At 30.9% G+C, this 13,700-nt stretch carries 12 protein-coding genes; 11 read left to right on the plus strand and 1 reads right to left on the minus strand.

The features are described 5' to 3' along the window. Window positions 1-90: 90 nt before the first annotated feature. The 7 genes from BUB36_RS01645 to BUB36_RS01675 all read left to right on the plus strand — a co-directional run bounded on the left by BUB36_RS01645 (window position 91) and on the right by BUB36_RS01675 (window position 7,652). Complete coding sequence (locus tag BUB36_RS01645; protein WP_073146650.1) at window positions 91-417, plus strand: PTS fructose-like transporter subunit IIB; 327 nt, start codon at window positions 91-93, stop codon at window positions 415-417. A gap of 11 nt (window positions 418-428) precedes the next feature. Next, window positions 429-692 (plus strand): HPr family phosphocarrier protein, encoded by a 264-nt coding sequence (locus BUB36_RS01650; RefSeq protein WP_073146651.1) that lies wholly within the window; start codon window positions 429-431, stop codon window positions 690-692. 56 nt (window positions 693-748) lie between these two features. Further along, complete coding sequence (locus tag BUB36_RS01655) at window positions 749-2,719, plus strand: BglG family transcription antiterminator (RefSeq protein WP_073146652.1); 1,971 nt, start codon at window positions 749-751, stop codon at window positions 2,717-2,719. Window positions 2,720-2,735: 16 nt separating this feature from the next. Next, window positions 2,736-3,710 carry a type I phosphomannose isomerase catalytic subunit gene (locus BUB36_RS01660; RefSeq protein ID WP_073146653.1) on the plus strand — a complete coding sequence of 325 codons (975 nt, stop codon included), beginning with the start codon at window positions 2,736-2,738 and terminating at the stop codon, window positions 3,708-3,710. A 233-nt stretch (window positions 3,711-3,943) separates the two neighbouring features. Beyond that, entirely contained in the window at window positions 3,944-5,515 is a 1,572-nt protein-coding gene (locus tag BUB36_RS01665; RefSeq protein WP_073146654.1) for a sigma 54-interacting transcriptional regulator, read from the plus strand. A 163-nt stretch (window positions 5,516-5,678) separates the two neighbouring features. Further along, on the plus strand, window positions 5,679-6,881 hold the full coding sequence (megL, locus tag BUB36_RS01670) for a methionine gamma-lyase (protein ID WP_073146655.1): 1,203 nt from the start codon (window positions 5,679-5,681) through the stop codon (window positions 6,879-6,881). A gap of 162 nt (window positions 6,882-7,043) precedes the next feature. Beyond that, complete coding sequence (locus tag BUB36_RS01675) at window positions 7,044-7,652, plus strand: hypothetical protein (RefSeq protein WP_073146656.1); 609 nt, start codon at window positions 7,044-7,046, stop codon at window positions 7,650-7,652. Window positions 7,653-7,746: 94 nt separating this feature from the next. Here the strand turns inward: BUB36_RS01675 and BUB36_RS01680 are convergent, their stop codons facing one another. Beyond that, window positions 7,747-7,929 (minus strand): H-type small acid-soluble spore protein, encoded by a 183-nt coding sequence (locus BUB36_RS01680; protein ID WP_207550737.1) that lies wholly within the window; start codon window positions 7,927-7,929, stop codon window positions 7,747-7,749. Window positions 7,930-8,431: 502 nt separating this feature from the next. Here BUB36_RS01680 and BUB36_RS01685 point away from each other — a divergent pair. The 4 genes from BUB36_RS01685 to tnpA form a co-directional block, all read left to right on the plus strand. Next, complete coding sequence (locus tag BUB36_RS01685; RefSeq protein WP_073146658.1) at window positions 8,432-9,787, plus strand: sodium-dependent transporter; 1,356 nt, start codon at window positions 8,432-8,434, stop codon at window positions 9,785-9,787. 203 nt (window positions 9,788-9,990) lie between these two features. Further along, window positions 9,991-11,586, plus strand: a complete 1,596-nt coding sequence (locus BUB36_RS01690; RefSeq protein ID WP_073146659.1) for an NAD(P)/FAD-dependent oxidoreductase — start codon at window positions 9,991-9,993, stop codon at window positions 11,584-11,586. A 335-nt stretch (window positions 11,587-11,921) separates the two neighbouring features. Then, window positions 11,922-13,286 carry a sodium-dependent transporter gene (locus BUB36_RS01695; protein WP_073146660.1) on the plus strand — a complete coding sequence of 455 codons (1,365 nt, stop codon included), beginning with the start codon at window positions 11,922-11,924 and terminating at the stop codon, window positions 13,284-13,286. Between the two features lie 186 nt (window positions 13,287-13,472). After that, the coding region (tnpA, locus tag BUB36_RS01700) for an IS200/IS605 family transposase (protein ID WP_131821201.1) at window positions 13,473-13,700 on the plus strand (228 nt) is incomplete at its 3' end.

Below are 13,700 nucleotides of genomic sequence, written 5' to 3' on the forward strand. Positions count from 1 at the left end.
TATTAATTTATGTGGTATTATGAAAAAAGAAATACAAATATGAAAATTAAATAATTGAATCTACCATAATAAAGTAAAGGAGAGAAAAAAATGAAAATATTAGCTGTAACAGCATGTCCTACTGGTATTGCTCATACTTACATGGCTGCAGAGGCTTTAGAAAAGGAAGCAAAGGAAAGGGGTTTTAATATAAAAGTTGAAACTCAAGGATCAATCGGTATTGAGAATGAAATCACAAAAGAAGATTTAGAAGGAGCAGATGTTGTAATTTTAACTAAAGATATGGTTATAAAAGGTAGAGAAAGATTTAAAGGGATTCCAGTAGTAAATGTATCAATTGGAGATGTGATAAAGAAACCAGGACCATTGCTAGATAAAATTATTGAACACTTAAAAAAGCATAATAGTAAGGTATAGGAAGGTTTTTTATGTATATTACTGAAATAATCCTTAAAAATGAATTAGGATTTCATGCTAGACCAGCTAAAGCATTGGTAGAAGAAAGCTTGAAATTCAACTCTGATATAATTGTCCTAAAAGATAATAAGGAGTATAACGCAAAAAGTATTCTTAGTCTTATGAGTATGAATGATATAAAGGGCGATATATTAAAGCTACAGGCATCTGGTGATGATGAAAAGGAAGCTATCGAAGCCTTAATAACCTTTGCTCAAAAGGATTTCGATGAATAAATACAGGTAGACAGATACGTTAATAGATGTTTTTGAGCATTCAAGGGGGAAAATTTATGGATCGGGTTAAGGAAATTACTAGTATCTTATTAAAAAGTAAAAATCCAATTACCATTAACCAAATAGCTTCTATACTTAAGGTATCCAATAAGACAATACGTAATGATTTAAAAAAGCTTCAAGATTTTGTGGAAAAGGAAGGTCTTCGACTAAATAAGAAAACGGGAGTAGGTACTAGTATAGAAGGACCTGAAGAAAATAAAATACAATTATTTCAAGCAATAAATAAAGACTCACACTATATCGAGCCGTATTCTCGCAAAGGTAGACATAACTATATTTTAAAAAGGCTCTTTATGCATTCGGGAAGCTTGACTACTAAAGAACTTGCTGATGAATTATATGTTTGTACAACAACTATCCATAAGGATTTGAAAACTATCGAAAAATGGATTGCACCCTTTAATTTGAAGCTTATTAAAAAAAGAAATTACGGTATAGAAATTGTTGGTGATGAAGATGATTATAGAAAAGCTATTTCATATTTAATTTCAGAAGTTAAGAATGTTGAAGAACTACAGGAGCTTTTATATTCAGAATATAAGGGAAGAATTGATTATAAAACCTTGGCACAGCTTAAATCGCTTTTTAATATAGATTATAAGAAAATCGAGGACCTCTTGAATAAAGTGGAAACCAAGCTTAAATTTAGATTCTCTCAAGAAGCTTATATTAGCTTGATTATACATATTGCCATATCTATGAAACGTATCAAAGATAATAAGGATATTATTTTATCAAAGGAAATTTTAGAAAGCATAATAGATTTAGAAGAATTTAAATGTGCACAGGAAATGAGCACTCAAATGGAAAAGATTTTTGGAATAACTATTCCAAAATCTGAAATTGGCTATATAACCCTTCATATTTTGGGAAGTAAAATACATCAAAAAGATTTGGAGAATTTAAACTTTTATTTTGAAGATATTGGGGATTTAGAACTAGCAGTAGAAATAGCACAGCAAATTATTGATCTAGCTAGTGATGCTCTATCTATTGACTTAAGGAAAGATAAAGCTCTTTTAAATGGGCTGGTATTACATTTAAGACCAACAATAAATAGATTGAAATACGAAATGACCCTAAGAAACCCTATATTGGATGAAATTAAAAGCAACTATCCCGATATATTTGGAGTTGCATGGATGTGTAGTAGAGTATTTGAAAAATATCTAGATGTTAAAATACCAGAGTCTGAAATTGGATACATAGCAATTCATCTAGGAGCAGCCGTTGAAAGAAATAGAAAACAAATTAGGACACTGGTAGTATGCCACAGTGGGATAGGAACATCACAACTTTTGTCAGTAAGGCTAAAAAGATGTTTTAAAGAAATAGAAATTATTGGGATTGTATCGTCTACAGAATTAACTAAGGATATGCTTGATAATACAGAACTAATTATATCAACTACACCGCTTCAAATTGATAGACCTGTATTAGTGATTAGTCCATTATTTACAAAAACAGATATTAGAAAAGTAGATAAATATATATATGAAGTAAATAAAAAATACGCATATATGGGGTTGGAAGAGAAAAGAGTTGAAAAGGAGATATTTTATAGAAGTAAAAAATTTAAACACCCTAATCAGATTATTATTGAAATGTGTGAAAATTTAGAGAAAAAGCAATATGTTAAAAGAGAATTTATGGAAAGTACACTGGCAAGAGAAAAAATAATGGCAACAGAAGTAGGTAATGGGATTGCAATTCCACATGGCGATCCTAAAGAAGTAATAAAATCATGTATTGCTCTTACGATTTTAGAAAATCCTCTGAAATGGAAGAAAGAAATGGTAAAGTATGTATTTTTGATATGTATTGCTGAAAAAGATGTGGCTAAGACAAAAACTATTTTCAGAAATTTATATAGAAGTATGGATAAACCAGAGTTTTTAAATGGATTAAAAAAGAATAGAAAATTTGTAAAAAGAATGTTAGATCAATTGGAAGCTAATTTTTAGTTTAGGGGGTTAAGCTATGTATCCGCTGAAGTTTCAACCTATATATATCAAGAAAGTTTGGGGTGGAAGAAACCTAACATCTTTCAAAGATAATTTACCAGAAGGAAATATAGGAGAAAGTTGGGAAATATCCTATAATGGTGATTTAATTAGTAAAGTTGCAAATGGCTCATACAAAGGGATGGGATTAGATGAACTGATAATGTTATTAGGTAAAGACTTAATCGGAAATAAAATCTCACAAGAAAATTTTCCTTTATTGATAAAATTTTTGGATGCACAAAGCAAATTATCTATTCAAGTTCATCCAGATGATGAATATGCATATAAAAATGGTTATGATTCTGGGAAGACGGAGATTTGGGTTGTTTTAGAGGCTAAAGAAAATGCTAATATGATTTTAGGAGTTAGCGGCAATGAGCCTGAAAACTTTTACAATGCTATAAAAAATGGCAATTTGGAACAATATTTAAAGCCTATACAAGTAAAAAAAGGAGATGTATATTTTATTCCTAGTGGTTTAATTCATTCTATGGAGGGCGTTTTAGTAGCCGAAATACAGCAAAACAGTGATACTACCTATAGAGTTTATGACTATAATAGAGGTAGAGAACTACATATAAAAAATGCTATAGATGTTATTGATTTTTCATTAAGCACTAAGAAGGTTACAGGTTTATGCGTAAACAAAGAGGAATATGAAAGAATTTATTATTGCTATAACCAGTATTTTGCATTAGAGAAATATAAAATTAAAGAAAGCTATACGGAGATAAGTGATACAGATAGATTTTATACCTATATCTGTATAGATGGAAAAGGAGAGATTCTCTATAGGAAAGGAATAGAAAAAATTAACAAGGGAGATACTATATTTATTCCTGCAACATTAGGAGAATACACTTTACAGGGCCCCTTTGAATTACTTAAAACCTATGTTCCCGATATAGAAAAATTAGAAAAAGAAATATTAAGTCATGTCAAATGTTAATTCTGTATTCTAGGAGTATACATGTAACAGTTATAAACAAGTTAAAAAAAGTTCAAATTGATGCTTGAAATATTAAAGGAATAATGATGTATTATAAATAATTATATTATGTTAAGGATAGAGCGGCTAAGCCACTTTATTTATATATATCCTCCCAATATCCAAAAGTAAATTCTTGCAAATATATAAGGAAGTGATAGAATAAGAAAAAAGGATTAAATTGGGTGAAATATATGAAAAAATATATGAGATTAGATATAACTACCCAAGATAGAGTAGGTATGGCATATAAGGTCTTAGAGGTTTTTTACAAAAATAATGTAAGTATTGAATCTTTAGAAGTATTTCCAAACAAATGTTGTGTAAAATTTAAAAGAGTAGACAATAAAATAATGAATGTCTTGTTAGATGATCTTCATGGTGTAAATGGAATTTTTGCGATAGATAAAATCAAGCTTTTAAACTATGAAATAAATGAAAAAAAGCTTTTTGCAACTATAGATTCTGTTGATAAAGGTATAATAGCTGTTAATAAGAATTTTAAAATTGAAATATTCAACTATTATTGTGAAGAGTATTTTGATAAAAAAAAGGAAGAAATACTAGGGCAAGATATAAGAAGGCTATTTTGGGATAAGCCTGATATAATAGAGCTCATTGAAAAAGGTCAAGAATTTGAAAATGTCAAACTAAAAATAAAAAATGATAAGGGAGAAAATTTATATTTAGTATCCCTTAAGGCAATTAATGATGATGATAATAAAAATCATGGATTTGTTATTTCTATAAAGGATTTTGATAATGCTATTAAGATTGCCAATGTGGTTTTACAAAGTGGTGAGGGAGCTTTTAGAGAGATTATAGGCAATAGCCCTAAGATTGAAAATGTAAAAAAAATGATTTTTGCTGTTGCAAAGAGTAACTCTACCATCTTATTAAGAGGTGAAAGTGGAACAGGGAAAGAATTATTTGCTAAAGCTATTTATAAGCTTAGTGACAGAAGCAATAAGAAATTTGTTATATTAAATTGTGCAGCACTACCCGATAGTTTAATAGAAAGTGAATTATTTGGATTTGAAAAAGGAAGCTTTACAGGAGCTTTAACCCATAAGGAGGGGCTTTTTAAAGTGGCTAATGGAGGAACCTTGTTTTTAGATGAAGTTGGAGAATTATCCATGGCTATGCAAGCAAAGCTTTTAAGAGTTCTTCAAGATGGGACCATTAGGAAAATCGGAGGAATAGAAGAAGAAAAGGTAGATGTAAGGATTATAGCAGCAACCAATAGGGATTTGGAAAAAATGGTAGCAGCTAATGAATTTAGAAGGGATTTATATTATAGACTAAATGTTATTCCAATATATATACCTGCATTAAAGGAAAGAATCGAGGATATTCCTCATTTAGTAAATTATTTTATAAATGAGTTCAATATAAAATTAGGGAAGAACATAAAGTATGCAGACCCAGAATTTATTAATGAGCTTATGAATTATAATTGGAAGGGTAATGTTCGAGAACTGAAAAATATTATTGAGAGATCTATGCTTTTGTGTAGAGGAAGTATTTTAAAAAGAGATGATATAATAGTCAATTATGAAAACGGCATGAACTTTAAAAAACATAAATTAAGCTTTAATAGAGGGGATAAGCTAAGGGACATTATAGAAAGAGTTGAAAGACAAGTTATAAAGGATGTTTTACATGAGAGTAAGAGTATCAGAAGGGCTGCAAAAAAATTAGGAGTTTCCCATACTACCATTATAAATAAGATTAATAAATACAGTTTAGATAAGTGTAAAGAATAGTTTCCATTTGGAAACTATTCTTTACGTTTTTGAAGGAAATGGTCTACAATATAACCAAATATCCAAGGTTAGACATTACTATCTAGGCTTTTCAAGGGATTCAAATTGGCATTTAAATTGCGAGTAATAAAATAAATAATATAAATAAGAGGAGGCGTATTATATGAAGAGGGAAGATTTACAAAATAAGGGTTTTGCTACTAAGGCTATACATGGAGGGAATAAGACTGATCCAACAACTGGTGCATTAGCAACGCCCATTTATCAAACTTCTACCTTTGTATTTGATTCAGCAGAGCAGGGAGGAAATCGTTTTGCATTAGAAGAAGAAGGCTTCATTTATACGAGATTGGGAAATCCGACTAATATGCAATTAGAGGAGAAAATAGCTATATTAGAAGATGGAGAAGCTGCTATGTCCACAAGTTCTGGAATAGGAGCAATAACGTCTGCCCTTTGGACAGCTTTAAAGGCTGGAGATCATGTGATTTCAGCCGATGCAATTTATGGATGCACCCATGCATATCTAAGTCATGGAATTACTAGATACGGAGTTGAAGTTACTTTTGTAGATGCAAGCAATCCAGAAAATATCAAGAATGCAATGAAGGAAAATACCAAAGTAATATATCTTGAAACTCCTGCCAATCCCACACTCAAGATTACAGATATAGCTGCCATATCTAAAATAGCCCATGAAAAGGGAGATTGTATGGTAATAGTAGATAATACCTTTGCTACTCCATATATTCAGAGACCTCTAGAAATGGGAGCGGATGTAGTTGTCCATTCGGCTACTAAATATCTCAATGGCCACGGAGACGTTATTGCTGGTCTTGTGGTAGGTTCAAAGAAGTTTATTGACGAGGTAAGATTGTTTGGGGTTAAGGATATGACTGGAGCTTCATTAGGACCCTTTGATGCATATTTAATTTTAAGAGGTATGAAAACTTTAGATATAAGGATGGAAAAACACTGTAAAAATGCTATGGCAGTAGCAGAGTTTTTGGAAAAACATCCTGCCATTGACAAGGTATATTATCCAGGTTTAAAGAGTTTCAAGCAGTACGAACTGGCTAGAGAGCAAATGTCTTTACCTGGTGCAATAATAGCCTTTGAGTTAAAGGGTGGTATAGAAGAAGGAAAGAAATTGATGAATTCTCTAAAAATGTGTAAATTAGCAGTAAGTCTTGGAGATGCAGAAACCTTGATTCAACATCCTGCTTCAATGACCCACTCTCCATATGAAAGAGAAGAGAGGCTTAAAGCTGGAATAACTGATGGATTAGTAAGATTATCAGTTGGACTTGAAAGTCCAGAGGATATAATTGAGGATTTAAAGGAAGCATTAGATAAGTTGATATAATAAGGTTTTATTAATCAGCTTGAAGATGATATATAGGGACAACGTAAATAATTCCTATGCCAAGTATTTACCTAAAAACATAAAAGAATAAGCTACTTTATTTTTGGGATATATATTGATATAATCATACATGATACACTAATTATAGTAAAGGAGTAAGTTATGAAGAAGAATAAGATATATGTATATTATATACTACTTGGCGTAGGTATAGGACTAGCATTAGGAAGTATTATTAATATGATGAGTCCAAACATAAAGGTAAGAGAATATACGGATGAAGAGATAGTAAAAAGGGCACGGGAATTAGGTATGCGGAGTCTTGATGAAATTATTGAAATAAATAAAGAATTTAGAAATAGTAGCGACAATACACAAAATCACAATTCTAATAATGAGAATAATGAAGAAAAACCACAAGTACAAAATTCCAATACTCCTGATCCAGAGCATGAAAAAAACACTAAAGAGAAGACATTACAATCAAGACAAAAAGGAAAAGCTTATAATTATGATTCTCAAAACAATGAAGAGATAAAAAAAGATATAAAAGATTCTAAGGCGATAGAATATATTGAATTTGAAATAAGAGAAGGAGACTCTAGTGAAAAAATAATAGATAATTTATTTGATGCAAAAATAATAGATGACAAAGAACAATTTACCAAAGCAGTTGTTAGAAGAAAGGCAGGGAGAAAAATACATTATGGTAAATTTAAAATTCCAGTAGAAGCAGATTACGATACTATTATAGATATCTTGACAAAATAAGTAAAATTTAAAAACCTATGAAACTTATTAAGTTCATAGGTTTTTGTTTATGGCATTTGCTTAGATAATGTAATAAAGGAAACATTAATAAGTTTTACTCTTCAATTAATTCACCTACAGGAATCTGATAATGTTCATTAGTACCATCAAGAGTCTTTATAAAGACATTTCCAGTATTTGGGTTAATACTATTAATCCAAACAGATCTTCCATTATAATAAACTTCAATATTATCTTTTGAATTTAGAATTTCCCTAGCTCTATTTATATCCATCATACCCACTCCTTTACAATGTTTAAATATATTTTGTCCAAGTTTAGGAATTTATAAACATTGTTGATGACAAATATGTAAATTAATTGTTTGACTGGAATACCTATAGTAATGTTATAAATTTGTATTTAAAAATCTAAGCTAAATATGAAACTGGCAGTAAGGATATGAATATGTATAGGGCAGTTTAATAACTAATTAGATATAGGTAAAGACAATAAAAAACTAAAAAATTTTAAATATTAAAAAAATTTAAACTATATTTAAAATGTTGAAATGATTAAAAAAATGTAATATAATAATCATATGCCAATCAGCAATTGTCGAATAATTCGAAATATACTATAAACTCTGTTAATAATGTAACAATGTATAAATATTTTAAAATGATTAATACTATCTATATATTTATGGTTAAAGATATTTCTATATTGCTTTACATATATTTCTAAAGGAGGTGAAATAAAGAATTGAAGCTACACAATAACTAAAAAGGAGGAATATAATGGCAAATTTAAACCAAGATGGTCAAAGAGAACAATGGGGTTCTAAGATAGGATTTATATTAGCTGCTGCAGGCTCAGCAGTAGGGCTAGGTAATCTTTGGAAGTTTCCTTATATGGCAGGGAAAAATGGTGGTGGAGCATTTGTACTTGTATATTTTATAATGTTATTTCTTGTTGGATTCACTTTAATGTTAGCAGAAATAACCCTTGGTAGAAAGACTCAATTAAATGCTATCGGTGCTTATAGAAAAATAAGCAAAAAGTGGTCATGGGTTGGAGCACTTGGAGTATTAGCTGGTTTTATAATTCTTTCATATTATAGTGTAGTTGGAGGATGGGTAATAAATTATATAGTTAAGTCATTTTCAGGAGCTTTGAAAATAGCTGATGCTGATGTTTTAGGTGGAATGTTTGGGAATTTGATATCAGGAACAACTGAGCCAATAATTTACCATGCAATATTTATGTTAATTACTATGATTATTGTTATTGGTGGTATAGGTGGCGGTATTGAAAAATCAAGTAAAATATTGATGCCAGGATTATTTATTATGATAGTTATAATTGCACTGCGTGCTATGACTTTACCAGGAGCAGTCGAAGGTATTAAATATCTTCTAGTTCCTAACTTTTCAGCTATAAATATTGGTGTTATACTTGATGCACTTGGACAAGTATTTTTCTCCTTAAGCTTAGGTATGGGATGTATGATTACCTATGGTAGTTATTTAAGCAAGGATACTAATATACCGGAAAGTGCAACAGTAATTCCATTGATTGATACAGGAGTAGCACTACTTGCAGGTCTTATAGTTTTGCCAGCAGTATTTGCATTTGGTTATGAACCATCAGCTGGACCAGGGTTACTATTTATAACTTTACCAGCAGTATTTGCACAAATGCCACTAGGAACATTATTTTCAATATTATTCTTTTTCTTAGTACTATTTGCAGCTTTATCATCATCAATTTCTCTACTTGAGGTATGTGTTTCATATGTTGTTGATGAATGGAAGATTAAGCGTAAGGTTGCTGTATCTGGAATAGGATTTGCTATGTTCTTGATAGGGATACTTGCATCATTATCCTTCGGTAGATTAAGTAATATAACAATTATTGGAGGAAGAAACATATTTGACTCATTAGACTTTGTAGCTTCAAATATATTATTACCACTAGGAGGACTTCTACTCTGCATAGTTGTTGGATGGATTTGGGGTACAGATAAAGCAATCAAAGAAGCTTCAAATGATGGAAAAATAGAATTTAAACTGGCTCCATTCTGGGCAATCCTAGTTAAGTGGGTTGGACCAGTAGCTATTTCAATAGTATTTATTCGTTCATTACTTGGTTAATTATTGTAAAAGTATAAAAATAAAGTCGGGCATTGGCTCGGCTTTATTTTTGTGTATAGATAAAAGGTATTTTTAAATTGAATAAAAACAGTTAAATGAATATAATTGAATATGATATGTAAAAGATAAGAAAGTAAAATCTATGTTAAGTACAATTATGAGCTATTTAAGAACATATGTAATAAATAGAAAGGATGATATTCATGATAAGAATATCTAATATACGTCTAGGTATTAAGGATGATATAGATAGGTTACCATATGAAGTAAGTAAAATACTTAAAATAAAACCAAAAGAAATAATAGATTTAAATATATTTAAAGAATCCATTGATGCAAGACGAAAGGGGAAAATAGACTTTGTATACACTATTGATCTATTAATAAAAAATGAAAAGAATGTTTTAAAAAAGGCTAAAAATAAAAAAATCTCTATTACTCCAGATATGGAGTACAAATATCCTGAGCCAGGAAAGGTACCCATTGATAAAAGACCAATAATTGTAGGGTCAGGACCAGCGGGTCTTTTTTGTGGATTGATTCTTGCCCAAATGGGATACAAACCTTTAATTTTGGAAAGAGGAGAAGATGTAGATAACAGAAGTAAAACTGTAGAAAAATTTTGGAAGACTGGATATTTAAATATAGAGTCAAATGTACAGTTCGGTGAAGGAGGAGCTGGAACATTTTCCGATGGAAAACTAACCACAAGGATAAAGGACCCAAGATGTAGAAAGGTTTTAAAAGAGTTAGTTAAAGCAGGAGCTCCAGAGGATATCATTTATTCCTTCAAGCCCCATATTGGAACAGATATATTGAAAAATGTAGTAAAAAATTTAAGAAAAAAAATCGAGACACTTGGGGGGGAAATTGTTTTCAACTCAAAGGTAACAGATTTTAAAATAAAGGATGGAAAGATATTTGGCTTAGAGGTGAACCATGATGAAGTAATAGAGGGAGAAGCTATAGTATTGGCTATAGGACATAGTGCAAGGGATACCTTTGAAGTGATTTATAAAAGAGGAGTAGAAATAATTCAAAAACCATTTGCTATAGGTGTAAGGATAGAACATCCACAAGCAGTTATAAATAAAGCTCAGTATAAAGAATTTGCAAATCATAAAAGATTAGGTGCAGCAGATTATAGACTTACATATCATGCCTCAAATGGAAGATCTGTCTATACATTTTGCATGTGCCCTGGGGGCAGCGTAGTTGCAGCGGCTTCTGAGGAGTATAGAGTAGTAACGAATGGTATGAGTGAGTATGCTAGAGATAAGGATAATGCCAATAGTGCTTTATTAGTTTCAGTAGCTCAAGAGGATTTTAAAAGTAGTCATCCTTTAGCAGGAATGTATTTTCAAAGGAAATGGGAAGAAAGGGCTTATGACATTGGAGGAGGGGGATATATTGCCCCTGCCCAGCTTGTAGGAGATTTTCTAAAAGGTATTGCATCAAGTCAGTTGAAAGATGTAAAGCCTTCCTATGAACCTGGAATCAAGCTAACTAATATAAATGAATGTCTACCTAGTTATGTTACAGAAGCTATGAAGGAAGCTATTACAAATATGGATAAAAAGTTAAAGGGATTCCAAATGGAGGGTGCTATCATGACAGGAGTGGAGACTAGAAGTTCATCTCCCATAAGGATAACAAGGGACAGTAATACCCTTGAAAGTACAAATATAAATGGACTTTATCCCTCAGGAGAAGGTGCTGGTTATGCAGGAGGGATAGTTTCAGCTGCTGTTGATGGGATAAAGATAGCTGAGAAAATAATATCTAAATATAAATGCTAAAAGTACCCTAGGGGGTACTTGTTTTTTTAAAAGCTTTATATATAAATTACTTTTTATATTAAAAAAAATAATTTATATTGATTGAAAATGATAATTATGCTAAAATTTCATATTAAATGTTAGAAAATTTAGCTAATATAAAATATTTATAATATAAATATTTTTAAAAAAAATAATAATCCTTAAAAAAAAAGAGGAATTTAAAAAAAGATGTAGAATATACTTTATATTAAAAAAATTGTGAAAAAATTGAAAATTTCAAAATAAGCTTTGAGATATTTAATTGGTTTTACCAATTAATATAAAATAAAAAATGAAAAGGGGGAAATAAATTAATGGAAAGCAATAATTTACAAAAAAGAGATGGGTTTGGTAGCAAGCTAGGCATAATTGCAGCAGCAGCAGGTTCAGCAATTGGTTTAGGTAATATATGGAAATTTCCTTATATTACTGGCGAAAATGGTGGTGCTGCATTTATAATCGTTTATTTAATTTGCATCGCACTTATTGGATTTCCTGTAATGCTTTCAGAGTTTATTATTGGTAGAAGAGCTCAGAAAAATGCTATTGGTTCTTTTAAAAAGCTTGCCCCTGGGACACCATGGTTTTTAACTGGTTGGATGGGAGTAGTAGCTGCTTTCTTTATTCTTGCGTTTTATGGAGTGGTTGCAGGATGGTGTTTAGATTACATTGTAAAAGCGATTACAAATAGCTTTGCAGGTCAAACAACCGAACAAATTGGAAATGCTTTTACAGGATTAATCAGCAATCCATGGCAACCAGTAATTTGGCAGATTATATTTATGGCTTTAACTGCATTTATAGTTCTTGCTGGTGTAAAGGATGGTATAGAAAAATATGCAAAGATTTTAATGCCATTGTTACTTGGAATTATAATTATACTTGATATTCGTGCTATTACATTACCTGGTTCTGGTGCTGGTTTAGCATTCCTATTTAAACCTGATTTTTCAAAACTTTCAGCTCAAGGTGTTTTAACGGCATTAGGGCATGCTTTCTTCTCATTGTCATTAGGTATGGGTACTATGATAACATATGGTTCATATATTCAGAAGAAAGAAAATCTTGCTGATACTGCTATTCAAGTTACTATAGCTGATACACTTATTGCGCTTCTTGCAGGTGTAGCTATATTCCCAGCAGTATTTGCCTTTGGTATTGAACCAGGTGCTGGACCAGGATTGGTTTTTGTTACATTACCAAATGTATTCCAACAAATGCCTGGTGGATATTTCTTCGGACTTTTATTCTTTATTTTATTAACAGTTGCAGCACTAACTTCATCAATATCTATTCTTGAAGTTGTAGTTGCATATGTTGTCGAAGACATGAATATTAATAGAAAGAAAGCGGCTGTTGTTGCAGCATTGCTTATTACTATTTTAGGAATTCCATGCTCATTGGCTATGGGACCAATGGCAAATATTAAACTATTAGGTGGAAGGAACTTTTTTGATACTTTAGACTATATAGCATCTAACTGGTTATTGCCTTTAGGAGGATTGTTTATATCAATATTTGTTGGTTGGATATTGGGTAAAGAAAATGTTGAAGACGAAGTCACCTGCGGCGGAGTAAAAATATCATATTTACCATTTTTCATGTTCTTAGCTAGATTTATAGCACCGATAGCTATTGCTATAGTATTTTTAAATGGAATAGGAGTATTGAAATTCTAAATTTAAAAATTATAGGATTTAACAGGCCTACACATTCTAGTGTAGGTCTTTTTTTTGTATTTAGAATACCACCCGCTAAGCGGGTGGTTCCAAAAAGCTTTAGCTATGAGGATAAAAAAATTCCCCCTTTGCTATATAATAAAGTCAGGTCTGACCAACCGACTAAAAAGCAAAGGAGGAAGTCCAATGAAGGACATAAATAGTTTATCACATACGAAATGGAATTGTAAGTACCATATAGTGTTTGCACCAAAGTATAGAAGACAAATTATATATGGGAAAATAAAGAAAGATATAGGGAAAATACTAAGGCAATTATGTGAGTATAAGGGAGTAGAGATAATAGAAGCAGAAGCATGTAAGGATCATATACATATGCTTGTGTCAATACCACCAAAAATGAGTGTATCATCA

The organism is Paramaledivibacter caminithermalis DSM 15212 (assembly GCF_900142245.1).
Taxonomy (GTDB): Bacteria; Bacillota; Clostridia; order Peptostreptococcales; family Caminicellaceae; genus Paramaledivibacter; species Paramaledivibacter caminithermalis.

What these genes read in the sequence shown, in the direction of transcription:
- BUB36_RS01645 (WP_073146650.1), top strand. Translation starts at nt 91, where the DNA reads ATGAAAATATTAGCTGTAACAGCATGTCCTACTGGTATTGCTCATACT.
- BUB36_RS01650 (WP_073146651.1), top strand. Translation starts at nt 429, where the DNA reads ATGTATATTACTGAAATAATCCTTAAAAATGAATTAGGATTTCATGCT.
- BUB36_RS01655 (WP_073146652.1), top strand. Translation starts at nt 749, where the DNA reads ATGGATCGGGTTAAGGAAATTACTAGTATCTTATTAAAAAGTAAAAAT.
- BUB36_RS01660 (WP_073146653.1), top strand. Translation starts at nt 2,736, where the DNA reads ATGTATCCGCTGAAGTTTCAACCTATATATATCAAGAAAGTTTGGGGT.
- BUB36_RS01665 (WP_073146654.1), top strand. Translation starts at nt 3,944, where the DNA reads ATGAAAAAATATATGAGATTAGATATAACTACCCAAGATAGAGTAGGT.
- megL (WP_073146655.1), top strand. Translation starts at nt 5,679, where the DNA reads ATGAAGAGGGAAGATTTACAAAATAAGGGTTTTGCTACTAAGGCTATA.
- BUB36_RS01675 (WP_073146656.1), top strand. Translation starts at nt 7,044, where the DNA reads ATGAAGAAGAATAAGATATATGTATATTATATACTACTTGGCGTAGGT.
- BUB36_RS01680 (WP_207550737.1), bottom strand. Translation starts at nt 7,929, where the DNA reads ATGATGGATATAAATAGAGCTAGGGAAATTCTAAATTCAAAAGATAAT.
- BUB36_RS01685 (WP_073146658.1), top strand. Translation starts at nt 8,432, where the DNA reads ATGGCAAATTTAAACCAAGATGGTCAAAGAGAACAATGGGGTTCTAAG.
- BUB36_RS01690 (WP_073146659.1), top strand. Translation starts at nt 9,991, where the DNA reads ATGATAAGAATATCTAATATACGTCTAGGTATTAAGGATGATATAGAT.
- BUB36_RS01695 (WP_073146660.1), top strand. Translation starts at nt 11,922, where the DNA reads ATGGAAAGCAATAATTTACAAAAAAGAGATGGGTTTGGTAGCAAGCTA.